This window comes from Achromobacter sp. EG18, assembly GCF_059759395.1.
In genome coordinates this window covers 2,721,799-2,743,901 of sequence record NZ_CM186213.1, presented here as the reverse complement: position 1 = coordinate 2,743,901, position 22,103 = coordinate 2,721,799, and the positions used below count along the sequence as shown (strand labels likewise).

Genomic DNA, 22,103 nt, shown 5'->3' with positions numbered 1-22,103 from the left:
CAATGAAAAGGGCGTCCCGGCCGATGGCGGGACGCCCTTTTTCATGGCGCGGCGTGGGCCGCGTGCCAGGCTCAGGCCTGCACCGCCAGCCGCGCCAGTTCGGCCTTGATCCAGCCGGCGATCTCGCGCTGGCGCTGGGCCGGCATGCGGTCGATGATGGCCGTGACGCTGACCGCCAGCAGCGGCGCGCCATGGTTGTCGAGCAGGGCGCAGCCCACGCCCAGCGCGCCACGCACGGCATGATTGCCCACCACCGAATAGCCGCGGGCGCGGGTGTTTTCGATCAGGCGGAACATCTCTTGCGGCGTCATGCCACCGTATTCGTCCAGCCGGCTGGAGTTGCGCTCGACGATGCCGCGCGCGACGTCGTCGGGCAGCGCGGCCAGCAGCGCCATGCCGCCCGAGCCCACGCCCAGCGGCTGGCGCTTGCCGGCGTAGGTCGCCAGGATCTGCACCGGATAGCTGCCGATCTCGCGATGCAGGCTGATGGAGTCGTCTTCATCGCGCACCACCAGGAACACGGCGTCGCCGGTGCGGTCGGCCAGGCGCCGCAGCACCGGCAGCAGCTGGCGCACGCGCGGATCGCGCGAGCGGGTGTCGGGGTCCACCGCCAGCTGGGCGCGGTACTTCTTGGTGCCCGTCACCGGCAGCACCAGGCCCGCGTCGAGCAGGGCCGCCAGCAGGCGGTAGATGGTGGGACGCTGGATGCCCGTCAGGCGGGCGATATCGGTCACGCTGAGCCCATCGGGGCCCTGGTCCCGCAGGGCGGCCAGAACGGCCAATCCGCGCCGCAATGTGCGGGGGCCTGCGGCCGCGGCATCGCTGTCTTGCATGCAACTCTCTGAAAACTTGGGGGTTATGGCGCAATGGTCAAGGGAAAACCATAGTCCGTAGCGTGGACTCTACCTTGATGCTCCGCTCGTGTATAGATCAGAATGCAGCATCCAATAATTCGAATCGTCCATTTAATGGACAGTATCAGCACGGAGACTATATGAAGACCGGTCAAAAGCCTGGACTGCGGCGTCTTGCCGCCACGCTACTGGCTACCGCCGCAAGCGCTTTCGCCATGGGTTCCGCCCAGGCCGCCTATCCCGACAAACCTGTCCGCATCGTGGTCGGCTTTTCCGCCGGCGGCACCACCGACGTGATCGCCCGCATCATGGCCAAGGAGCTCACCGAGAGCCTGGGCCAGTCGTTCGTGGTCGAGAACAAGCCGGGCGCCGGCAGCAACATCGCCACCGACATGGTGCAGCGCGCCGCGCCGGACGGCTACACGCTGCTGTTCGTGGCCGTCACCAGCGCCATCAACCAGACGCTGTACAAGAACGTCACGTTCGACCTGACGAAGGACTTCACCCCGGTGGCGCTGGGCGCCAAGGTGCCGAACATTCTGGTGGTGAACCCGCAGGTGCCGGTCAAGACGGTGCAGGAACTGGTCGACTACGCCAAGAAGAACCCGGGCAAGCTGGCGTTTGCCTCGTCGGGCAGCGGCACCTCGATCCACATGGCCGGCGAGCTGTTCAAGATGAAGGCCGGCATCGACGTGCTACACGTGCCGTACAAGGGCAGCGCCCCGGCCATCACCGACCTGATCGGCGGCCAGGTGCAATTCATGTTCGATAACATGCCGTCGGCTTGGCCGCACGCGCAATCGGGCAAGCTGCGCGCGCTGGCGGTGACCACGTCGGACCGCTCCAAGAGCGCGCCGGACCTGCCCACCATGCAGGAATCGGGCTTCGCCGGCTTCGACGTATCGTCGTGGTTCGGCCTGATCGCGCCGGCCGGCACGCCGCCGGAAGTGGTCAACAAGCTCAACGCCGCCATGGTCAAGGCGCTGGACAAGCCGGAAGTGCAGACCAGCTTCGAAAAACTGGGCGCCGTGGGCGTCAAGACCACGCCGGCCGAATTCGGCCAGTTCATCAAGTCGGAAGTGGAAGGCTGGGCGCCGGTGGTCAAGGCGTCGGGCGCCAAGGTCGACTGAGCACGCGCTTCGTGCCGCGGCGGGCCAACCGCCGGCGGCCGATGACGGGGGACGGGCAGATGCCCGTCCCTATTTTTTTGGGCCGCCGTCGCGACGCGCCGCGGCCAGCATGGCGGTGCAGACGCCGCGCATCATGTCGACCTCGTCGCGCGTCAGGGCCACCCGGGAAAAAAGGTGCCGCATCCGCGGCAGCAATTTCTTGGGATGGGCGGGGTCCAGGAAGCGCACGCCCACCAGCGCTTCTTCCCAGTGCGCCAGGAAGGCCTGCACCGCTTCCCCGGAGGCTGGCTCGGCCCCGCGCGAGGGCGCTTGCGCGGTGGAGGCGGGCAGCAGGGCGGCGCCCTGGTCCACCAGCAGCGCGTAGCGCAGCTCCCAGGCCGCCAGCTGCAGCGCCTGGGCCACGTTCAGCGAGCTGTATTCGGGGTTGGCCGGGATATGGCAGATGCGGTGGCACAGCCCGATCTGGGCGTTGGTCAGGCCGGCCCGCTCGGTGCCCAGCACGATGGCCGCGCAACCTTCGGCGGTTTCCGCAAGGTGGGCGCAGGCCAGGTCGGCGGCCTGGCGGATGTCGCAGGGCGGGGGGCCCAGGTCGCGCACCCGGGCGGTCAGGGCGAACGCCAGGGTCACGGGCGCCAGCGCCTCTTCCAGGGTATCGTAGATGCGCGCGTTCTCCAGCACGTCCAGGGCGCCGCTGGCCAGGGCCACGGCCTCCGGCTGGCTGGTTACATCGGCGAATTTGGGCCCCACCAGCACCAGTTCCGAGAAGCCCATGGTCTTGATCGCGCGGGCCGCCGAACCGACGTTTCCGGGGTGGCTGGGGTTCACCATGATGAAGCGAACGCGTGAAAATGCTTGAGTCATTTAAAATGGCACGTTTGGCTTAGTGCCTTCCTGGTTTTTTGGGCCGGTTTCCCCCTGTCGGGGAGCGGCGGATCCGGGGGGGTGGCTAGCGGCCTACCCACCGCATACGTACGGAATTTTATGCACCCGATGCTCAACATCGCCATCAAGGCGGCCCGGCGTGCCGGCACCATCATCAACCGTGCCAGCATGGATTTGGAACGACTCAGCGTGGCTCGCAAGGGGCCGCGCGATTATGTCACGGAAGTGGATCGCGCCGCCGAGGAGTCCATCGTCGAGACGCTGCGCGCCGCCTACCCGGACCATGCCGTCCTGGGCGAGGAATTCGGCTTGCAGGGCCCCGACCAGGCGGAATTCCAGTGGATCATCGATCCGCTGGACGGCACCACCAACTTCATCCACGGCCTGCCCAACTACGCCGTGTCGATCGCGCTGACCCAGCGCGGCCAGGTCACGCAGGCGGTCATCTATGACCCGTCGCGCAACGAACTGTTCACCGCCAGCCGTGGCAGCGGCACGTTCCTGAACGACCGCCGCGTGCGCGTCTCGGGCCGCACCCGCTACCACGAGGCCCTGCTGGGCGCGCACTGGCCCAACTCGGGCGACCTGGAACAAGGCTCGCAGCGTTTCCGCACCATGGCCGAAGGCAGCACCGGCGTGCGCCGCCTGGGCGCCACCGTGCTCGACCTGGCCTACGTCGCCTGCGGCCGCCTGGACGGCTTCTGCGGCGTGGGCCTGAAGCCCTGGGACCTGGCGGCCGGCAGCCTGATGGTGCTGGAAGCCGGCGGCCTGGTCGCCGACTTCGACGGCGAACAAGGCTGGATGGATTCGGGCAACGTGCTCGCCGCCAGCCCGAAGATCTTCACGCAGATGCTGTCGGCGCTGAATCCGACGCCGGCTGCCTGAGCGCGCTTCGTTGCCTCCCCAAAACCCGCCACCACGGCGGGTTTTTTGTTTGGGGGGATGCAGTTCGGTCATGTTTTGCGTCAGCGTCCCGGGTGGACTGATTGGTCACGGTGCGCGCGACCATGGCGCGGTTCATGCGCTATGGTCATGCCGCGAGTGATGTGGTGTGTCTGGCGCCGAACGAAGGGTCTACCGGTGACGAAGGCGCCTGCGTCTTCCTCACACGGAGATGATCGCATGACAGGAAAGACGTCGATGCGGCCGAGCCGGGCTGGCGTGTTGCCGGCCGGCTATGCCGGTATTCACGGCGATATCGTCGAGCTGCTCGATAGCGCCCGCCGGAGCGCGGCGCGGCGGGTCAATGCATTGATGACGGCCAGTTACTGGGCGATCGGCCAACGGATCGTCGACGCCGAGCAGAAAGGCAGGCGACGGGCCGGCTACGGGGAACAGTTGATCCAACGGTTGTCCATTGACCTGACCGCGAGGTTCGGGCGCGGATTCAGCGCCGACAACCTGGAGAACATGCGGGGGTTCTTCCTTGCCTATCCTCCATCTGCAATTTCCGAGACAGCGTCTCGGAAATTCGATCTATCCGATCTGGCCCAGGCATTCACGCTGCCTTGGTCGGCGTATGTGCGATTGCTGTCGGTCAAGGACAGCCAGGCTCGCCGGTTCTACGAGGCGCATGCGCTGCGTGGCGGCTGGAGCGTGCGCCAGCTCGGCCGGCAGATCGAAAGCCAGTTCTACGAGCGCACTGCTTTGTCCAGGAACAAGGCCGCAGTGCTGGCGAAGGCCGCGCTGCCGATGCCTGGGGATAGCGTCACCGCGGACGATGCGATCAAGGATCCGTATGTGCTGGAGTTTCTAGATCTCAAGGACGAATACTCGGAATCCGATCTGGAAGCCGCCCTGACGCAGCGTCTGGAAGCCTTCCTGCTGGAGCTCGGGGAAGGCTTCACCTTCGTGGGGCGGCAGCGTCGATTGCGCATCGACCAGACGTGGTATCGCGTGGATCTGCTGCTGTTTCATCGCAAGCTGCGCTGCCTGGTCATCATCGATCTGAAACTCGGCAGCTTGACCCACGCGGATGTGGGTCAGATGCACATGTACTGCAACTATGCGAAAGCGCACTGGGCGCTTGCCGACGAGAATCCACCGGTGGGGCTGATCCTGTGCGCGGACAAGGGCCGTGCGCTGGCGCAGTATGCGTTGGACGGACTGCCAACCCAGGTCATGGCAGCCAACTACCGCACCGTCCTGCCGGACGCGGCGTTGCTGCAACGGGAACTGGAGGCCACGCGCAGGCAGTTCGAGGCGCGCCAATCGAGCACCGCCCGCAAGGGAAAATCGTAGCCGCCGGTTCAGCGTTCCCCATCCGGCAGGCGGTCGGTACGCATTGCGTTACCCCTGGCCGCCCTGCGACACCAATCCCCCCTCGAGCGGCACGAACCACGCCCGCAGCCCCAGCTCGCGCACGATCGGCGCCGTGGCCCGCAGCGGCATGTGCGAGAACGCGGTCGACAGGGCATCGGCCATGGCGGCGTTGGGCGCCATGACCGACACGCTCTGGTAGCGCGGCCGCGCGCTGCCGGTGCGGGGATCGAACAAGTGGGTACAGCGGCCCGCCGCGTCGATGGCCGTGCCGTAGCCGCTCGACGTGGCCAGCGCCTGGTTGCGCACGGGCACCGAGGCCAGGATCCGCCGCGGCGCGCGCGGATCGGCCAGGCCGACCCGCCAGTCGCCGGGGGATGCGCGGCTGTCCAGCCCGCGGATCTCGCCCATGTCGACCAGCGCGCGATCCAGCCCGCCCTGCTTGAGCAGGCGCGTGATGCAATCGGTGATGTAGCCCTGGGCGATGCCGTTGAGCGTGATGCCCATTGCGGGCCGTCGCAGCTCGATGCGGCGGCTGTCCAGCGTCACTTCCCGGTACGACACGCGTGCCAGGGCCCGCGCCAGCTCGGCCTCGGACGGGCCCTGCGCGGACGCCCCGGGGCGCGCGAAATGGCTGGCGTACAGCTGCCACAGCGGCTGCACGGTGGGATCGAAGGCGCCATCGGTCAGGCGGCTGTAGCGCAGGCTATCGCCCAGCAGGCGCAGCAGGTCGACGGGCGGATCGGCCAGGTAGCCCTGCCGGTTCAGCCGCGCCAGCGCGCTGTCGTCGCGATACAGGCTGAATATGCCTTCCAGGCGATGCAGTTCTGCCAGCGCCTGGTCGATCAGTTGCCGCGCGGCGCGCGGGTCGGGATGGTAGAGCCGCAGCTCGGCATCGGCGCCCAGCGCGACGCCTTGCCAGGTGGTGGGCGCGATCGCGGCGGACGCGCGGCGCAAGGACAGGGGGGCAAGCGCCAGCGCGGATGCGGCGGCGATGCCGATGAAACGGCGGCGGCGTGGATTCATGGCGATGGACATGGCGGATGGGGGCGGCGGGGGCGTTCAAGGGCCGCGCTATTGGGCGAAGACATAGGCTTCCGGGACGTCGGCATAGGCCACGACGCGGCCGCCGTGCGCCTGCGCGAAGGCCTCGGCGCGGTCGCGCAGCGAGAACGGCATGGCGTCCTCGGCGCCCATGCCGCCAACGAAACGGCCTTCGATGACGTAGAACGCCTGGCGCGCGTCGATCCAGGCGGCCGGATCCGGCACGCCGTCGGCGCCGGCGGTGGCCATGTCGTTCACGTAGATCGCGGCGATCGCCTTGGGTTCCTCGGGCAGCAGCGTATAGGCGAAGACTTGCTTGATCGACGAGAACCAGACCGGCGCGGGCCGGCCCTTGATGAAGATCTGTCCTTTCGGACCCGTGTGATCGGCCAGCGCCATGCCGCAGTAATGGCCCACCGACTGCGACGAGACCGCTTGCGGCGGGGGCGGCGCGGCGGGCGCGGCGCCGTCGCCGCAGGCGGTCACGGCCAGCAGGGCGGCCAGGCCGAGGGAAAACAGCAGTGCTCTCATAGCGGTCGGTTCCTGAAAGACGCGGCGGCCAGCAGGAAGGGCAGGGCGATCCACAGCAGCAGCGCCGCCAGCAGCGCGGGCACGGGCAGGCTGACCTGGTCGCTCACGCCCGCCATGCCGGCGTACAGCGAAATATTCTCGAAGCCTGTCAGGTTCAACAGGCGATAGACGTCGGAGGGATTGAGCAGCAGCAGCGCGTTGAGCAGGCCGGGGCTGACGTAGCGGCCCTGGTCGGCCGCCAGCAGGCCCAGCAGCGCCATGTCGTAGATCACCACGAAGAACAGCCATACGCCGACGGCGATGCCGGCGGCGGTGGCGCGCTCGCGCACCAGCGTGCTGATCAGGTAGCCCATGGCCAGGAAGCTGGCGCCCAGCAGCACGCTGGCCCCGATCAGCAGCGCGAACGGCTGCCAGGCGGCGGCGTCCAGGCCGCCGTAGGCCCATTGCAGCGCCAGGCCGGCCGAGCCGTAACCGGCGCCGGTGGCCAGCGCCAGGATCGCCAGGTGGCCGATGAACTTGCCCACCAGCACCTGCCAGCGCGACACGGGGTAGCTCAGCAGCAGGGCCATGGTGCCGCGGTCGACTTCGCCGACCACCGCGTCGTAGGCCAGCAGCATGGCGATGAGCGGCACCAGGAAGATCGACAGGCTCGACAGGCTGACCACGGTGACGGTCAGCGGGTCGGCCTTGACGGTGCCGGTCGGCGAACTGCCCAGCAGGCCCAGCGCCAGCGCCAGCGCGCCCAGCAGCAGCGCGGTGGCGAGCACCCAGCGATTGCGCAGGCCGTCGCGGATTTCCTTGCCGATGATGGTGCAGACGGCGTTCATATGTCTTCCCGTTCAAGCAGGTGGGCGTAGATGTCGTCCAGGCTTGGCGCCTGGATGTCGAGGTCGGCGATGGGTGCGGCGATGGCGCCGATGCCGCGGATGGCCTCGACCTTGTCGCGTTCCTGGCAGGCCAGTTCGTAGCGACAGGCGTCGAGGCGGCGCCAGGGCCGCGCCAGCAGCGTGCCGGATTGCGGCTCGGCCAGCGTCAGCCGGATGCGGATGGGCAGCCCGGTGTCGCGGCGCAGCGCCGACATGGCGCCGTCGGCGATCTTCCTGCCGGCCTTCATGACCACGATGCGGTCGGCGTGCCCCGCCAGTTCCGACAGGGCATGGGTGCTGAGCAGAATGGTGGCGCCGGCCGCGCGCAGTTCATGCACGATCTCGTAGAACATCAGGCGCGAGGCCGGGTCCAGCCCGGTGGTCGGTTCGTCGAACAGCAGCACGCGCGGCTCGCCCAGCAGCGCCTGCGCCAGCGCCAGGCGCTGCCGCATGCCCTTGGAATACCCGCCCACGCGACGATGGGCGGCGCCGGCGATGCCGACCTTCTCCAGCAGGGCCGGGTTGCCGGACAACGACCGGCGCTTGAGCCGGGCGTAGAAGGCCAGCGTTTCCACGCCGGTCAGCGAGGGATGCAGCGCGACGGTCTCCGGCAGGTAGCCGATGCGGTCGCGCAGGCGCGCGGCGGCGCGGCTGTGGGCGTCCTCGCCGAACAGCGTGACGCGCCCGTCGGTGGGCCGGATCAGCCCCAGCACCAACTTGATCAGCGTGCTCTTGCCGGCGCCGTTGTGGCCGGCCAGCGCCACGCATTCGCCTTCGCGCAACTGCAGGTCGAGGCCGTCGATGGCGCGCTGCGCGCCATAGTGCTTGCTGACGCCGGCCAGCGTCACCAGGTCGGTCTTCATGGGGTCTCCTTGGCGCGAGCGGCGGCGGGCCGCGGCGGCGGCTGCATCAGCGGCGCGCTGTCGATGACGCCGCCGGGCAGGATGGCGGGGAATTGGGATTGGGCCCAGCGCACGATCGATATCGACGGGCTGTTCAGCAGGATGCGCGCCGCGGGCGCGCGCCACAGCAACTGGTCGACCACATCATTGGGCCGGTAGGCGGTGTCGGCGATGCCGTCGCCGTCCAGATCGAAGGCGGTGTTGTCGCTCCAGTAATTGCCGCGGCCGTTCACGGCCCAGTCGAGCGTGCGGGTGCCGACATACTTCACCTGGTTCTTGTTGTGCAGGAAAGCGTTGCCCGAAATCTGGTTGCCATCGGATCCGGCGGTGTAGTGCACGCCGATATCGCAGTTGGCAAAGTGGTTGTCCAGGAATGCATTGTTGTTGGCGTTGTAGATGAACACGCACTTGCCGGCGCCATCGACCGTGTTGCCGGTGATGCGCGACTGGTTGGCGTAGTTCAGCATCAGGCCCTGTTCGCGGCTGTCGCGCGCGACGTTGCCCTGCACCACCAGCCGGTGCGAATACATGATGGCGTAGGCGATGTCGTTGCCGGTCGAGACGTTGCCGCTGATCTCGCTGTCATTGGTGTACATGTAGTGGACCGCGTAGCGCAGGTCGTGGAAGTGGTTGCCGCTGAAGGTGTTCCGCCTGCTGGTGTTGACGAAGATGCCGTCGCGGCCCGCGGAGATGTCGTTGTCCAGGATCCGCGTGCCCGGCGTATTCCACAGGGTGAGGCCGTTGCCGCGCTCGGCCACGCGCAGTTCGCGGTTGCCGACGATGCGGTTGGCCCGTACCAGCGCGTCATGCGGTCCCCACACGTGCACGCCCACCAGGTTGTCGAGGATGTCGTTGTGCTCGATGCGGGCGCGGTGCGCGCCGCGGTCCAGGAACACGCCGGCGTCCATCTCCGACAGGCTCAGTCCGGAGCGGGTGATGGTCAGGTTGCGCAGCGTCACGTCCTCGGCCTTGATCCACAGCGTGCGCCCTTGGCGCGTACCTGCGATGACGGCGGCGCGGTCGGGCGGGCCTTCCAGGGTCAGGGGCTTGTCGATGACGATGCCGCCGGTGTAGCTGCCGGGCGCCAGCGCCAGCACGTCGCCGGGCTGGGCGGCGGCCACCGCCGCCGCCAGGTCCGCGCCGGCGGCGACGGCCACGGTGGCCGCGGCGGCGGGCGGCGCCCAGGCGGGCGCGCCTCCCAGCGCGGCCAGCGTGGCCAGCGCGGCGGCGGCCCTCCTGCCGCCCCGGGTCAGGTTAGCGAGGAAGGTCATGGGCGCTACGCGGTCTTCTTCGGCAGCACCACCAGCTGGCCGGACATTTCCATGTGCAGCGCGTGGCAGAACCATTGGCAGTAGTACCAATGCACGCCGGGGCGGTCCGCCGTGAAGGTGACCGACGCGGTGGCCTGCGGCGCGATCTCCATGGCGATGCCATGGCCTTCGAGCGTGAAGCCGTGGGTCAGGTCCTCGATCACTTCCATGTTCGTGACCACCACGGTGACTTCGTCGCCCTGGTTGACCTCGATCCGTTTGAGGCTGAACATCGGCGCCACCGCCATCATGTACACGCGCACCTTGTTGCCGTCGCGCACCACCTTGGCCGCGTCCTCCAGCGTCACGCCGTCCTTTTTGGCCATCTGGCGCGCGTCTTCCCACATGGGGTCGTCGCGCTTCCAGACGCTGACGGGGTGGACCTTGGAGCGGTGCACCAGGCACATGTCGTGCGGCTCGGCGAAGCTGGGGCCGTCGTGCACCAGCTTCATCGTGTCGCCGGAAATGTCGATGAGCTGGTCGTTCTCGGGCTTGAGCGGGCCGACGTTCAGGAAGCGGTCCTTCGAGAACTTGTTCAGCGACACCAGCCACTTTCCGTCGGCCTCGCGCGTCTCGCCCATGGTCGAATGGTTGTGGCCGGGCTGGTAGTGCACGTCCAGCTTCTGGATGATCGGGTCGACCTTCTCGCCCTTGTAGGCGCGCTTGGCCAGGTCGATGTTCCACTTGACCATCTGGCTGTCGATGAACAGCGTGGTGTAGGCGTTGCCGCGGCCGTCGAACGCGGTGTGCAGGGGGCCCAGGCCCAGCTGCGGTTCGGCCACCACGCAATCGCGCGGCTTGATCTTGTCGTCGAACAGATAGTCCAGCGTGCGCACGTCCAGCACGGTCACGGTGGGCGACAGCTTGCCGTTGAGCACCAGGTGGATGCCGTCGGGCGCGGCGTTGCAGCCGTGCGGCGAGTTCGGCACCGGGATGTAGCGGGTGTACTTGGAGCCGTGGCGGCCGTCGATCACCGGCACGCCGCCCATCATCTTGAAGTCGCCTTTCTTGACGGCTTCCTCGATGCGCTTGATGTTGAACACCACCACCCAGTCCTGCTCGTTGGCGGAGGCTTCCTCCACCGTCACGCCCTTCTCGGAGTTGTAGCAGGTCGAGAAGGAATACTTGCCCTGGTAGTCGGCGTCGCCATTGTCCAGGTTGCCGTCCACCAGCACCTGCCAGGCGACCTTCATGGTGTCGCCGTCCAGCGCGGTGTAGATCGCGAAGAAGTTCTTCTTGGGATCGTCGGTCACCTTGCCGTCGTTGGGCAGCGGGATGATGTGCTCGCCGTTGGCGAACACGTAACCGGTGCGCGGATAGCGCTGCGGCCGCAGGCCGTGCACGCCCGACACGTTGGGCAGCTCGGTGATCTTGTCGGTCTTCATCACGTCCAGGCGGATGCGGGCGACGCGGTTGTTGGCCTTGTCGTTGATGAAGAGATAGCGGCCGTCGTAGGTGCGGTCGGTGAACGACAGGTGCGGGTGGTGGGCGTCGCCGTTCAGGAATACGCCGCCCTTGTCCTTGAGGTATTCGCGGGTCTCGGGCGTCAGGCCTTCGGTGAGGATCTTGCGGCTTTCGTTGGTGCGGCCCCAGCCGGTGGCGCTGCAGTGGTTGAAGACCGGGATGCGCACCAGCTCGCGCATGGACGGCAGGCCCAGCACGCGCACTTCGCCCGACTGGCCGCTGGAGTTGAAGGCATAGTATTCGTCCAGCTCGCCCGGCGCCACGTGGCCGCTCTGGCCGGCGGCGCCGGCCTTGGCGTCCTTGCCGTGGGCGGTGGACAGCTGCGCGCCGCCCACCAGGCCGGCCGCGCCGGTGATGGCGGCGGTTCCCAGGAAGCTGCGGCGGCTCAGGCCGGTTTTGTCGGGGTTCTTGTCGGACATGGTTAACTCCTCGATAGGAACGGCGTCTGGCGCCGCGGTACGGAAATCAGGGTTCGGAAGGGGCGGGCGCGTTCGGCCTGGGCGCGCGGTGCAGCACCACTTCCTGCACCGCCGGCTCGCTGTCGGCGGCGCGGCGCCGCTCGCGCTTGCCGTATTTCTGGATCAGGTGCGGGCACTTCTGCTTGTGGTGGTAGAGCATCTGGCAGTGCAGGCACTGGATGCACTCGTTGGGGTTGATCTCGCCGGTTGGCTCGATCGCCTGCACCGGGCATTCGTGGTTGCAGCGCTGGCAGGGGTTGCCGCAGTCGCGGTAGCGGCGCAGCCAGTTGAAGATGCGCAGCCGCGCCGGGATCGCCAGGGCGGCGCCCAGCGGACAGAGATAGCGGCAGAAGAAGCGCTCGATGAACAGGCCCGCGGCCACCAGCGCCACCGCGAACACCACGAACGGCCAGTCGCGCAGGAAGCGCAGGATGATGGCGGTCTTGAACGGCTCGACCTCGGCCAGCCGCTCGGCCAGCGCCAGGTCGTACAGCGAAAAGCCGAACAGCACCAGGAAGATCACGTACTTCAGCGTCGACAGGCGCTGGTTGACGCCGTGGCGCACCGTGACCTGGCGCAGCCCCAGCCGCCTGGCGACGCGGTTGGCCAGTTCCTGCAGCGCGCCGAACGGACAGAGCCAGCCGCAGAACGCGCCGCGATTCCAGAACACCATGGAGATGGCGGTGGCGCACCACAGGATGAACACCAGCGGGTCCATCAGGAAGTAGTCCCAGCGGAAGTCGGTGCGCAGGGCCGAGAAGAACGTCAGCACGTTGACGATGGACAGCTGGGCCTGCCCGTACCAGCCGATCCAGAACAGCGCGAAGGCCAGGAACGCCAGGCGCAGCCGGTCGTGCAGCAGCGGCCGGCTGGTCAGCTGGTCCTGGAAGAAGAAGATGCCCACCAGCACCAGCAACGCCGCCGTCAGGATCGCCACCTGCACGGCCTTGCCGCGCCAGATCTGCCGCCACAGCGCGGGCGGCGCCTCATCCCGCGGCGCGACGGCGGCCGGCGCGTCCGGGCTTGCCAATGGGCTGGCCGCGGGGCTGGCCGTCGTGGTGGCGCGGGTATAGCGGGCCGGCAGTTCGTAGGGCAGGTCGAAGGTGACGAAGGCCTTGTCCGACACGCTCAGCACGCGCTGCACCATCAATTGCAGCCGCCACGGCTTGACCGGATCGAACGCCGCGTCCTCGGGCACCACGAACAGCGCCACTTCGCGCAGGGCCGGCGCGCCTTGCGCGACGACGTCGGCCAGGCGCTGGTGATTGCGGTCGCGGAAACGGAAGCTGCCTTCGTCCTGGATGATCTCGATGCGGTCGAAGATGCCGCCGCGCACATAGCCCGAGCCCTTGAACGAATAGGCGCCGTTGCCCGCCACCAGGATGGCCTGCTGGCCCGGCTTGAGGCGTTCCTTCAGGCGTTGCCATTCCGCGTCGCCCAGCAGGCTGCGGCCGATGGACGGCACGCTGGCCAAGGCGACATACAGGTCGATGAACAGCGCGTCGTCGGCGGCTTCCTGTCCGCGTTCGGCGGCATCCTGGCGGCCGGACTCGCGGAATACGCGGTTCACGTCCTCGGGCGACAGGCGCAGGTTGCGCACCGCGCCGGCATCGAGCAGCGCCTGCCATGGATCGACCGCGTCGCGCGACTCGTCGATCAGGCGCGCCGGCGCCGCGACCGCCGGCACGGCCGCCTGCGCGCCGGCCGTCGCGGCGCCGTCCACGCCGTAGGCGCGCGCCACCGCGATGGCCGAGCGCGTGATGCTGTCGCCGATCACCATGAGGGTGACGGTGGCGCCGCTGATGATGTCCACCGGCGGCGGCGCGCCGTGGCGCGGCGGGCTGTCGATGAAGTTCAGGCCGACGTAGCCCTGGATGAAGTGGTCGACCTTCGATTGCGGAATGCCGATCAGCACGATGGGCTCGTGGTGCTCGACCAGCCTGGCGCCGACGATGCGGCCGTTGTCCGCCAGCCCCACCAGCACGTCGATGGGCTTGCTGGAATAGCCGCGGGTGTTGACCACGTCGGAGGTCAGGTAGACGCGTCCCAGGGCACGCTCGCCGGCATAGGCGCGCGCCGTCATCGGCTTGCCTTCGGGCGGGCCAAGGCGATCGGCGCCGGGGAATATCTCGGCGATGGCAACGGTCTTCAGGAAGTCGGGCAGCCGCTGCGCCTGGGCGGCGTTCGCGGCCAACGCACAGCACAGCAGAACGATTGAAATGAAGATCCCGATGAGCGGCGGATACCCGTGGCGTGCTTCGCGATGCTTGCCGTGATTTGTTTCGCGATGCGCCCCGTAATGTGCCCCGCAATTCGCCCCGCAATGTGCCCCGTAATGTGCCGCCAGACTGCCGCGCATGCTTCGACTCTTTGTTGATGTAGGTTTGCAGCCATCCTACGAATCGGTGCCACGGCGCAGGTTGCGGTTTGTCAAGTTGCCACCGGTAATCAGTAATACCCCTATTGACCATAGGGATGTGCACAGGTAAGCGCCGGCCGCTTGATGCGCGTCAAGCGGCCGGCGGCGGCGGCCCCCTAGACTGGTGCGCGGTGGCGTTGCGGGCGCAGTCCGGCAACGCACAGAGACACCATTCAGTCATCGGAGAAGATTCATGCTTGCCAAAACCACCCTGGCCATCCTGTTGTCGGCCGCCAGCCTGCCCGCGCTTGCCGCGCAATGCGAAGCCACCGTCGAAAGCAACGACGCCATGCAGTACAACGTCAAGGAAATCGTCGTCGACAAGAGCTGCAAGCAGTTCACCGTGCACCTGAAGCACGTCGGCAAAATGGCCAAGGTCGCCATGGGCCACAACCTGGTGCTGACCAAGGACGCCGACAAGCAGGCCGTGGCCACCGACGGCATGGGCGCCGGCCTGGCGCAGGACTACGTCAAGGCGGGCGATACCCGCGTCATCGCCCACACCAAGGTCATCGGCGGCGGCGAATCCGACTCCGTCACCTTCGACGTGTCCAAGATCGCCGCGGGCGAGAACTACGCCTATTTCTGCTCCTTCCCCGGCCACTGGGCCATGATGAAGGGCACGCTCAAGCTGGGCAGCTGAGCCCGTCCCGGGCGCGAACGCAAAAAAAGCCGGCGGCCATCGCCGGCTTTTTTTTGCGTTCGCCGGCGGTTTTCCCGCCTGCCGCAATGACGCCGGGCCGCCGGCCGTAGGCCATCCGCACGACCCGTGTCACCGGCGTGTCACGCGTTTTCCGGGTACGATTACCGGTCGTGTAACTTCTGGAGCTCCTGATGGAGTGGCTGCTGGACCCCGCTGCGTGGGTCGGCTTGCTTACCCTGGTCGTCCTTGAGATCGTCCTGGGAATCGATAACCTGATTTTCATCGCCATCCTGGCGGACAAGCTGCCCCCGTCGCAACGCGACCGCGCGCGCATCCTTGGCCTGAGCCTGGCGCTCGTCATGCGGCTCGGCCTGTTGTCGGTCATGTCGTGGCTGGTCACCCTGACCACCCCCCTGTTTTCGGTCGGGCCCCTGTCGCCATCGGGACGCGACCTGATTCTCATGGCCGGCGGTTTCTTCCTGCTGTTCAAGGGCACCATGGAGCTGCACGAGCGGCTGGAAGGCGGCCAGCACGGCGGCTCTTCCGGGCCGCGCGTGTACGCCAGCTTCTGGGTCATCGTGACGCAGATCGTGGTGCTGGACGCGGTGTTCTCGCTGGACTCGGTCATCACCGCGGTCGGCATGGTGGACCACCTGGCCATCATGATGATCGCCGTGGTCATCGCCATCGGCATCATGCTGCTGGCCTCCAAGCCGCTGACGCGCTTCGTCAACGCCCACCCGACGGTGGTGGTGCTGTGCCTGGGCTTCCTGCTGATGATCGGCTTCTCGCTGCTGGCGGAGGCCTTCGGCTTCAAGGTGCCCAAGGGCTACCTGTACGCCGCCATCGGCTTCTCGGTCGCGATCGAGGCCCTGAACCAGGTGGCGCGCCGCAACCTGCTCAAGCTGGACGCGCGCCGCCCCATGCGCGAACGCACGGCTTCGGCGGTGTTGCGCATGCTGGGCAAGCGTCCGCCGGCCGACGAGCCCGACCTGCCCAGCGCCGACGGCCCCGCCATCCCGGCCTTCGGCGTCGAAGAGCGCAACATGGTCAGCGGCGTGCTGACGCTGGCCGAACGCTCGATCCGCTCGATCATGACCCCGCGCACCGACGTGTCGTGGATCAACATCGACGACGACCCCGACACCATCCGGCGCCAGATCACCGAGGCGCCGCACAGTTTCTTCCCGGTCTGCCGCGGCTCGCTCGACGAGGTGCTGGGCATCGCCCGCGCCAAGGACCTGGTGGCCGACCTGATCACCGAGGGCCGGGTGCGCCGCAACCGCCTGCGCGACCCGATCATCGTGCACGAGGCCATCGGCATCCTGCGCCTGATGGACACCCTCAAGCGCTCGCGCGGCCAGCTGGTGCTGGTGGCCGACGAGTTTGGCGCCATCGAGGGCCTGGTCACACCGATCGACGTGTTCGAGGCCATCGCCGGCGAATTCCCCGACGAGGACGAACTGCCCGATATCGTCGCCGACGGCCCCAACACCTGGAAGATCGACGGCGCGGCCGACCTGCATCACGTCGAGCAGGTGCTGGAAACCGAAGGCCTGGTCGATGAGGCGCAGGACTTCTCCACCCTGGCCGGCTACCTGCTGTCGCGCTTCGGCCACCTGCCCAAGCCGGGCGACGTCTGCGAGTACGAATTCCACCACGACCATTTCCGCTTCGAGGTGCTGGAAATGGACGGCCGCCGCATTGCCCTGGTGCGCGTCGAGAAGCGCGCGCCGGAGCCGCTGGACGAAGACGCCTCGCTGACCAATGACTAAGGCCGCCACCCCCTCAAAGGAACCCTTGCCATCGTGACCGACAACGCCCTCTATCTCATCAAGGCCTTCATCCTCGGCATCGTCGAGGGGCTGACCGAATTCATCCCGGTTTCCAGCACCGGCCACCTGATCCTGATCGGCGACTGGATCAACTTCGAGTCGAGCCAGGGCAAGGTGTTCGAGGTGGTGATCCAGCTGGGCTCGATCCTGGCGGTGATGTGGATTTTCCGCGCCCGGCTGCTGCAGCTGATCCGCGGCACCCTGACCGGCGTGCCGAGCGAGGTGGCCTTCACCCGCAACCTGCTGATCGCCTTCCTGCCAGCGGCGGTCATCGGCGCCATCTTCATCAAATCCATCAAGCAGGTGTTCTACCATCCCGCCGTGGTGGTGGTGACGCTGGTGCTGGGCGGCCTGATCATGCTGTACGTGGAGCGCCGCACCCGCCATACGCCGGGCGACCAGCCGGGCGCGGCCGACGATACCGCGTCGGACGAGCGCGCCACGGCCATGACGCTGGAGCAGATCAGCTGGAAGCAGGCGCTGGGCGTGGGCGTGGCGCAGTGCCTGGCCATGATCCCGGGCACCTCGCGTTCGGGCGCCACCATCATCGGCGGCATGATCGCCGGCATCCAGCGCAAGACGGCCACCGAGTTCTCGTTCTTCCTGGCCATGCCCACCATGCTGGGCGCGGCGGTGTACGACATGTACAAGAACATGGACCTGCTGACCCAGCACGACCTGTCGGGCATCGCCGTGGGCTTCGTGGCGGCCTTCCTCAGCGCCATGGTGGTGGTGCGCGCCGTGCTGCGTTTCGTGGCCAATCACACCTATCGCGTGTTCGCCTGGTACCGCATCGTCTTCGGCGGCATCGTGGCCGCCTGGATCTTCACCCGTTGATCCGCCGGCCGCGTTGGCGGCCAGGCAAGAGAAAGGGCCGCGTGATACGCGGCCCTTTCTCTTTGGTCGGCATTTCGAGGGCTGCAAGGCCCGCGCCGCGGCGCGCCAGCCTAGGCGGCGGCTTCCAGATCGTAGAACTGCAGGCCGTCGCGGTCGATGACCAACCAGCCGCCGCGGGGCGGCGAGACGTGGTCACAGTCCCAATCGGGCAGCACCCAGCGCTCGCGCTTGCTGCCGTCGACCTCCAGCACGTGGCGGGCGGGACGGTGTGTGTGTCCGTGCACCATCAGGGCCACGCCGCTGTCGCGGAAGGCCTGCTCGACGGCGGCGGCGTTGACGTCCATGATTTCCATGGACTTGGACTGGTTGGCCATCTGGCTTTCGCCACGCGCCTGTTGCGCCATCGCCAGGCGCTCGGGGATGGTCTTGGCCAGGAACGCGGCCTGCCATTGCGGGTTGCGCACCATCTGGCGGAACTGCTGGTAGGCCGCGTCGTCGGTACAGAACTCGTCGCCGTGGGTCAGCAGCACATCGCCATAGTCGGTCTGCAGCAGCGCCGGCTCGGGCAGCAACCGGGCGCCGACGGCGCCGGCCAGTTCTTCGCCGATCAGGAAATCGCGGTTGCCGCGGCCCAGCCACAGCGGGATGCGGCTGGCCGTGGTCCGCAGCGCGGTCAGTGCCGTGGCGAGCCACGGCGGCGCGGCGCGGATCACGTCGTCGCCGATCCAGGCGTCGAAGATGTCGCCCGGCAGCAGCAGGGCGGCGGCTTCTTCCTCGGCCGCCTGCAGGAAGGCCAGGAAGGCCTCCGCCGTGGCCGGCGTGGCCGGCCCCAGGTGCAGGTCGGACGCCAGCCAGACCGGGCCGGGCAGGGCGATCTTATTCAAGAACTTCGGCCTTCTCGATGATCACGTCTTCGTTCGGCACGTTCTGGTGGAAGCCCTTGTTGCCGGTCTTCACGCCCTTGATCTTGTCGACCACGTCGGTGCCTTCGGTGACGCTGCCGAACACGGCGTAGCCCCAGCCGTTCGGCGTGGGCGCGGTGAAGTTCAGGAAGTCGTTGTTCGAGACGTTGATGAAGAACTGGGCGGTGGCCGAGTGCGGGTCGCTGGTGCGGGCCATGGCCAGGGTGTACTTGTCGTTCTTCAGGCCGTTGTTGGCTTCGTTCTCGATCGGGGCATGGGTCTGCTTCTGCTTCATGCCGGGCTCGAAACCGCCGCCCTGGATCATGAAGCCGTCGATCACGCGATGGAACACCGTGCCGTTGTAGAAGCCTTCCTTGACGTAGGTCAGGAAGTTCTCGACGGTCTTGGGCGCCTTGGCGGCGTCCAGGGTGATGACCATGTCGCCTTGGTTGGTGTGAAGCTTGACGCGGGGATTGGTGCTCATGGCTTTTGTGCCTTCAGAGGTGGAGTTGGAGGGGGCGGCCGCGGGCGCGGCGCTGACGAGCGCCGGGGCAAACGCCAGCGCGAACGAGCACGCCGTCAGGCGCAGCAGGTGAAGAGGGGAGTAACGGGACGTCATTTGCGTTGCTTATCCTTCAGCATGGTTTCGACTTCGCGGGCCTTGTCCTGCATGCCGGGCACGCCTTCCTTGGCGGCCTGCTTGTAGGTGCGCAGGGCCTGCAGCAGTTGCAGGTCGCCCAGGTTGGCGCGGGCGGCGGCGTAGCCGGGGTCGGCGCGCAGGGCCATCTGCAGGGCGTCCTGCGCCTTTTCAAGTTCGCCCCGACTGGCATATAGAGCCGCCAGGTTGTTCCAAGGTTCCGGCAGCTCGGGGAAGCGGGTCGTCATCTCGGTGTAGATGTCGACGGCCTCGGCCTTGCGGTCCAGCGCGGCCAGCGCGCGCGCGTGCTGGAACATCAGCTGCACGTCGGTGCCGCGCTGGTCCTTGATCTCGGCCTGGCGCTTTTCGATCATCGCCAGCGCCTCGGCGTTGTCGCCGCGGTTCAGCAGGCGTTCGATATGGGTGGTGATCTGCGAGGCGGACGGCTGCAGGCGGGTGTCCACGCTGGGCTGCATCGCCTTGAGCACGTTGGACAGGCCATCCCAGCCGCCCTCGGGCGGAATCGGGTCCAGGGTGGTGCGGCTGGCATTCGGGTTCTCGCCCGAGCCGCCGGCCATGGACTGGGCATGGGCGCCGGCGAGCGGCGACCCGGCCAGGGCCAGGGCGAGCAGGGTGACGCAAAAACGCGGCTTGATAGTCACGTGGGCATCCGTTAAAAGTCGTGGCCGGCCGGCGCTGACGCGCGCGGCCGGGCCGCTTGCTATACTTGACGACCGCCATTTTAGCCTTGGTTGAGTTTTTGGCTCGACAATAGGTGAAGCCAGTGGGTAAAACCAGCGGGTGCCCGTGGGTGGATGCCCCGTTTGGCAAACCCGCCGGGGAGGGGTTCCTGGATCCTCGCGAACTGGATGACGCGAATCCGGGCATAGCCCGAACCCCCCGGCCGGACGGCAAGCCTCGAAGGTATCGTCCTTCGGGCGCAACGTTTTCCGCGGCCGCCACGGAAAGAACAGGACCATCACAAGCGCCATGCTGCAAATCTACAACACGTTATCGCGTACCAAAGAACCGTTCAAACCGGCCCAGGCCGGCCAGGTGCGCATGTACGTGTGTGGCATGACCGTGTACGACTTCTGCCACCTGGGCCACGCCCGCATGCTGGTGTCGTTCGACGTGGTGCAGCGCTGGCTGCGCGCCAGCGGCCTGGCGGTCGATTACGTGCGCAACATCACCGACATCGACGACAAGATCATCCGCCGCGCGGTCGAGACCGGCCGCCGCATCGGCGAGGTCACCGAGTTCTACATTGCCGCCATGCACGCCGACGAGCGCGCGCTGGGCGTGGCCTCGCCCGACCGCGAGCCGCGCGCCACCCAGTACGTGGGCGAGATGCTGGACATCATCGGCAAGCTCGAACAGAAGGGCCTGGCCTACCAGGCCGACGATGGCGACGTGAACTACGCCGTGCGCGGCTTCGAGGGCTACGGCAAGCTGTCCGGCAAGACCCTCGACGACCTGCGCGCCGGCGAGCGCGTGGCGGTGGGCTCGGCCAAGCGCGACCCGCTCGACTTCGTGCTGTGGAAGTCGGCCAAGGAAGAAGAACCCGCCGACACCAAGTGGGAATCGCCCTATGGCCTGGGACGCCCGGGCTGGCACATCGAGTGCTCGGCCATGAGCAAGTCGCTGCTCGGCCTGCCGCTGGACATCCACGGCGGCGGCCCCGACCTGAAATTCCCGCACCACGAGAACGAGATCGCCCAGACCGAAGGCGCCTTCGGCGGCACGCTGGCCAACATCTGGATGCACTGCGGCCCGCTGATGGTCGATTCGGACAAGATGTCCAAGTCGCTCGGCAACTTCCGCACCATCCGCCAGACCATCGCCCAGGGCGAGCCGGCCGCCGACACGGCCGACTACCGCGTCAACCCGCGTGAAGCGGAAATGGTGCGTTTCTTCATCGTGCGCAACCACTACCGCAGCCCGCAGAACTACACGCCGGACAACCTGGTCGACGCCCAGAACGCGCTCGACCGCCTGTACCAGGCGCTGCAGAACGTGCCGGCCGACGACCAGGGCATCGATTGGAACGAACCCCAGGCGCAGGCCTTCAAGGCCGCCATGGACGACGATTTCAACAGCTCGGGCGCCGTGGCGGCCCTGTTCGAACTGGCCTCCGAGGCCAATCGCGGCAAGAGCGCGCGCAGCGCCGGCCAGCTCAAGGCCCTGGGCGGCCTGCTGGGCCTGCTGCAGCAGGATCCGGCGGCGTACTTCCAGTCGTCCACGCGCTACTCGGCCGCCGGCATGGAGCAGGGCGCGCGCGCCGAACTCGACGCCGCCGCCATCCAGGCCCTGATCGACGCCCGCGCGGCCGCCAAGGCGGCGCGCGACTTCGCCCAGGCCGACCGCATCCGCGCCGAGTTGCGCGAGGCCGGCATCGAGCTCGACGACAAACCGGGCGGCCTGACGCAATGGCGTCGGGCGTGAACCCCCTGGATACGCCCGCCATGTCCCCCGTAGATACCGAGATTCCCAAGCCGGATTATTGGGAAGCCGCCGTCGCCCACCTGATGCGGCGCGACCGCATCCTGAAAAAGATCATTCCCCAGCACCCCGAGGTCTGGCTGACGTCGCGCGGCACGCCGTTCGTGACGCTGGCCCGCGCCATCATCGGCCAGCAGGTCTCGGCCAAGGCGGCCGACGCCGTCTGGGACAAGTTCCTGGAAGCCGCCGGCAAGCGTCCCACGCCGGTGGCGGTGCTGCGCGTCGGACTGGAAGGCCTGCGCGCGGCCGGCCTGTCGCAGCGCAAGGCCGAATACGTGCTGGATCTGGCGGTGCATTTCGGCGAACGCCGGGTGCACCCCGAGAAATGGGCGGCCATGGACGACGAGGCCGTCATTTCGGAATTGACCGCCATCCGCGGCATCGGACGCTGGACGGCGGAGATGTTTTTGATTTTCAATCTGCAGCGGCCCGATGTTCTGCCGCTGGATGATCCTGGGTTGCTCAAGGCAATCTCGCTACACTATTTCAGCGGCGAGCCTGTCTCGCGCTTCGAGGCTCGCGAAGTCTCGTTGGCGTGGCAACCCTGGCGTACCGTGGCAACCTGGTATCTGTGGCGCAGTCTGGAACCGACGCCGGTCCAATACTGACGCAATCCAGGTCGCCCATC

20 protein-coding genes are annotated in these 22,103 nt (G+C 67.6%); 8 read left to right on the top strand and 12 right to left on the bottom strand.

Features of this window, described 5'->3' with window-relative positions; translation table 11 throughout:
* Positions 1 to 71 precede the first annotated feature (71 nt).
* Entirely contained in the window at positions 72 to 833 is a 762-nt protein-coding gene (locus tag AC6CR5_RS12350) for an IclR family transcriptional regulator (RefSeq protein WP_006386534.1), read from the bottom strand.
* Positions 834 to 994: 161 nt separating this feature from the next.
* Between AC6CR5_RS12350 and AC6CR5_RS12345 the strand changes: the two genes are divergently transcribed.
* Complete coding sequence (locus AC6CR5_RS12345) at positions 995 to 1,984, top strand: Bug family tripartite tricarboxylate transporter substrate binding protein (RefSeq protein WP_006386535.1); 990 nt, start codon at positions 995 to 997, stop codon at positions 1,982 to 1,984.
* A gap of 69 nt (positions 1,985 to 2,053) precedes the next feature.
* Here the strand turns inward: AC6CR5_RS12345 and AC6CR5_RS12340 are convergent, their stop codons facing one another.
* Entirely contained in the window at positions 2,054 to 2,845 is a 792-nt protein-coding gene (locus AC6CR5_RS12340) for an RNA methyltransferase (protein WP_006386536.1), read from the bottom strand.
* Between the two features lie 120 nt (positions 2,846 to 2,965).
* On the opposite strand from AC6CR5_RS12340, the gene AC6CR5_RS12335 reads away from it, so the two are divergent.
* Positions 2,966 to 3,751 (top strand): inositol monophosphatase family protein, encoded by a 786-nt coding sequence (locus tag AC6CR5_RS12335; RefSeq protein WP_006386537.1) that lies wholly within the window; start codon positions 2,966 to 2,968, stop codon positions 3,749 to 3,751.
* A 237-nt stretch (positions 3,752 to 3,988) separates the two neighbouring features.
* Entirely contained in the window at positions 3,989 to 5,107 is a 1,119-nt protein-coding gene (locus AC6CR5_RS12330) for a PDDEXK nuclease domain-containing protein (RefSeq protein ID WP_437263292.1), read from the top strand.
* Between the two features lie 48 nt (positions 5,108 to 5,155).
* Here the strand turns inward: AC6CR5_RS12330 and AC6CR5_RS12325 are convergent, their stop codons facing one another.
* From AC6CR5_RS12325 to AC6CR5_RS12295, 7 genes are read right to left on the bottom strand one after another with little or no spacing between them, the layout of a single operon-like run.
* The gene (locus AC6CR5_RS12325) at positions 5,156 to 6,163 is read right to left on the bottom strand and encodes an FAD:protein FMN transferase (protein WP_437263293.1); all 1,008 of its coding nucleotides are present in this window, start codon (positions 6,161 to 6,163) and stop codon (positions 5,156 to 5,158) included.
* Between the two features lie 36 nt (positions 6,164 to 6,199).
* Positions 6,200 to 6,700: a nitrous oxide reductase accessory protein NosL gene (locus AC6CR5_RS12320; protein WP_006386540.1), complete on the bottom strand. Its 501-nt coding sequence runs from the start codon at positions 6,698 to 6,700 to the stop codon at positions 6,200 to 6,202.
* Positions 6,697 to 7,527 carry an ABC transporter permease gene (locus tag AC6CR5_RS12315; RefSeq protein ID WP_498085680.1) on the bottom strand — a complete coding sequence of 277 codons (831 nt, stop codon included), beginning with the start codon at positions 7,525 to 7,527 and terminating at the stop codon, positions 6,697 to 6,699. The genes AC6CR5_RS12320 and AC6CR5_RS12315 overlap by 4 nt, the downstream gene beginning before the upstream one ends.
* Positions 7,524 to 8,429, bottom strand: a complete 906-nt coding sequence (locus AC6CR5_RS12310) for an ABC transporter ATP-binding protein (protein ID WP_047991443.1) — start codon at positions 8,427 to 8,429, stop codon at positions 7,524 to 7,526. The genes AC6CR5_RS12315 and AC6CR5_RS12310 overlap by 4 nt, the downstream gene beginning before the upstream one ends.
* Positions 8,426 to 9,739, bottom strand: coding sequence for a nitrous oxide reductase family maturation protein NosD (locus AC6CR5_RS12305; RefSeq protein ID WP_202730581.1), 1,314 nt, complete (start codon positions 9,737 to 9,739; stop codon positions 8,426 to 8,428). Before AC6CR5_RS12305 ends, AC6CR5_RS12310 begins: the two co-directional genes overlap by 4 nt.
* A 5-nt stretch (positions 9,740 to 9,744) precedes the next feature.
* Positions 9,745 to 11,661 (bottom strand): TAT-dependent nitrous-oxide reductase, encoded by a 1,917-nt coding sequence (nosZ, locus tag AC6CR5_RS12300; protein WP_498085679.1) that lies wholly within the window; start codon positions 11,659 to 11,661, stop codon positions 9,745 to 9,747.
* 46 nt (positions 11,662 to 11,707) lie between these two features.
* Positions 11,708 to 13,894 carry a 4Fe-4S binding protein gene (locus tag AC6CR5_RS12295; RefSeq protein WP_498085678.1) on the bottom strand — a complete coding sequence of 729 codons (2,187 nt, stop codon included), beginning with the start codon at positions 13,892 to 13,894 and terminating at the stop codon, positions 11,708 to 11,710.
* 418 nt (positions 13,895 to 14,312) lie between these two features.
* Here AC6CR5_RS12295 and azu point away from each other — a divergent pair, with 418 nt between their 5' ends.
* The 3 genes from azu (at position 14,313) to AC6CR5_RS12280 (ending at position 17,434) form a co-directional block, all read left to right on the top strand.
* Complete coding sequence (gene azu / locus AC6CR5_RS12290; protein ID WP_006386547.1) at positions 14,313 to 14,762, top strand: azurin; 450 nt, start codon at positions 14,313 to 14,315, stop codon at positions 14,760 to 14,762.
* A 191-nt stretch (positions 14,763 to 14,953) separates the two neighbouring features.
* Positions 14,954 to 16,537, top strand: coding sequence for a TerC family protein (locus AC6CR5_RS12285; protein WP_006386548.1), 1,584 nt, complete (start codon positions 14,954 to 14,956; stop codon positions 16,535 to 16,537).
* Positions 16,538 to 16,570: 33 nt separating this feature from the next.
* Positions 16,571 to 17,434: an undecaprenyl-diphosphate phosphatase gene (locus AC6CR5_RS12280; RefSeq protein WP_006386549.1), complete on the top strand. Its 864-nt coding sequence runs from the start codon at positions 16,571 to 16,573 to the stop codon at positions 17,432 to 17,434.
* Positions 17,435 to 17,544: 110 nt separating this feature from the next.
* Here the strand turns inward: AC6CR5_RS12280 and AC6CR5_RS12275 are convergent, their stop codons facing one another.
* The 3 genes from AC6CR5_RS12275 to AC6CR5_RS12265 form a co-directional block, all read right to left on the bottom strand.
* Entirely contained in the window at positions 17,545 to 18,318 is a 774-nt protein-coding gene (locus tag AC6CR5_RS12275; protein ID WP_006386550.1) for a UDP-2,3-diacylglucosamine diphosphatase, read from the bottom strand.
* Positions 18,311 to 18,820, bottom strand: a complete 510-nt coding sequence (locus AC6CR5_RS12270) for a peptidylprolyl isomerase (protein ID WP_026382011.1) — start codon at positions 18,818 to 18,820, stop codon at positions 18,311 to 18,313. The genes AC6CR5_RS12275 and AC6CR5_RS12270 overlap by 8 nt, the downstream gene beginning before the upstream one ends.
* A 131-nt stretch (positions 18,821 to 18,951) precedes the next feature.
* A complete protein-coding gene (locus tag AC6CR5_RS12265) occupies positions 18,952 to 19,635 on the bottom strand; it encodes a tetratricopeptide repeat protein (protein ID WP_006386552.1) in 684 nt (227 codons plus the stop codon).
* A gap of 328 nt (positions 19,636 to 19,963) precedes the next feature.
* On the opposite strand from AC6CR5_RS12265, the gene cysS reads away from it, so the two are divergent.
* The gene (gene cysS, locus AC6CR5_RS12260) at positions 19,964 to 21,418 is read left to right on the top strand and encodes a cysteine--tRNA ligase (protein ID WP_006386553.1); all 1,455 of its coding nucleotides are present in this window, start codon (positions 19,964 to 19,966) and stop codon (positions 21,416 to 21,418) included.
* A 20-nt stretch (positions 21,419 to 21,438) separates the two neighbouring features.
* Positions 21,439 to 22,083 carry a DNA-3-methyladenine glycosylase family protein gene (locus AC6CR5_RS12255; RefSeq protein WP_006386554.1) on the top strand — a complete coding sequence of 215 codons (645 nt, stop codon included), beginning with the start codon at positions 21,439 to 21,441 and terminating at the stop codon, positions 22,081 to 22,083.
* Positions 22,084 to 22,103: the final 20 nt, after the last annotated feature.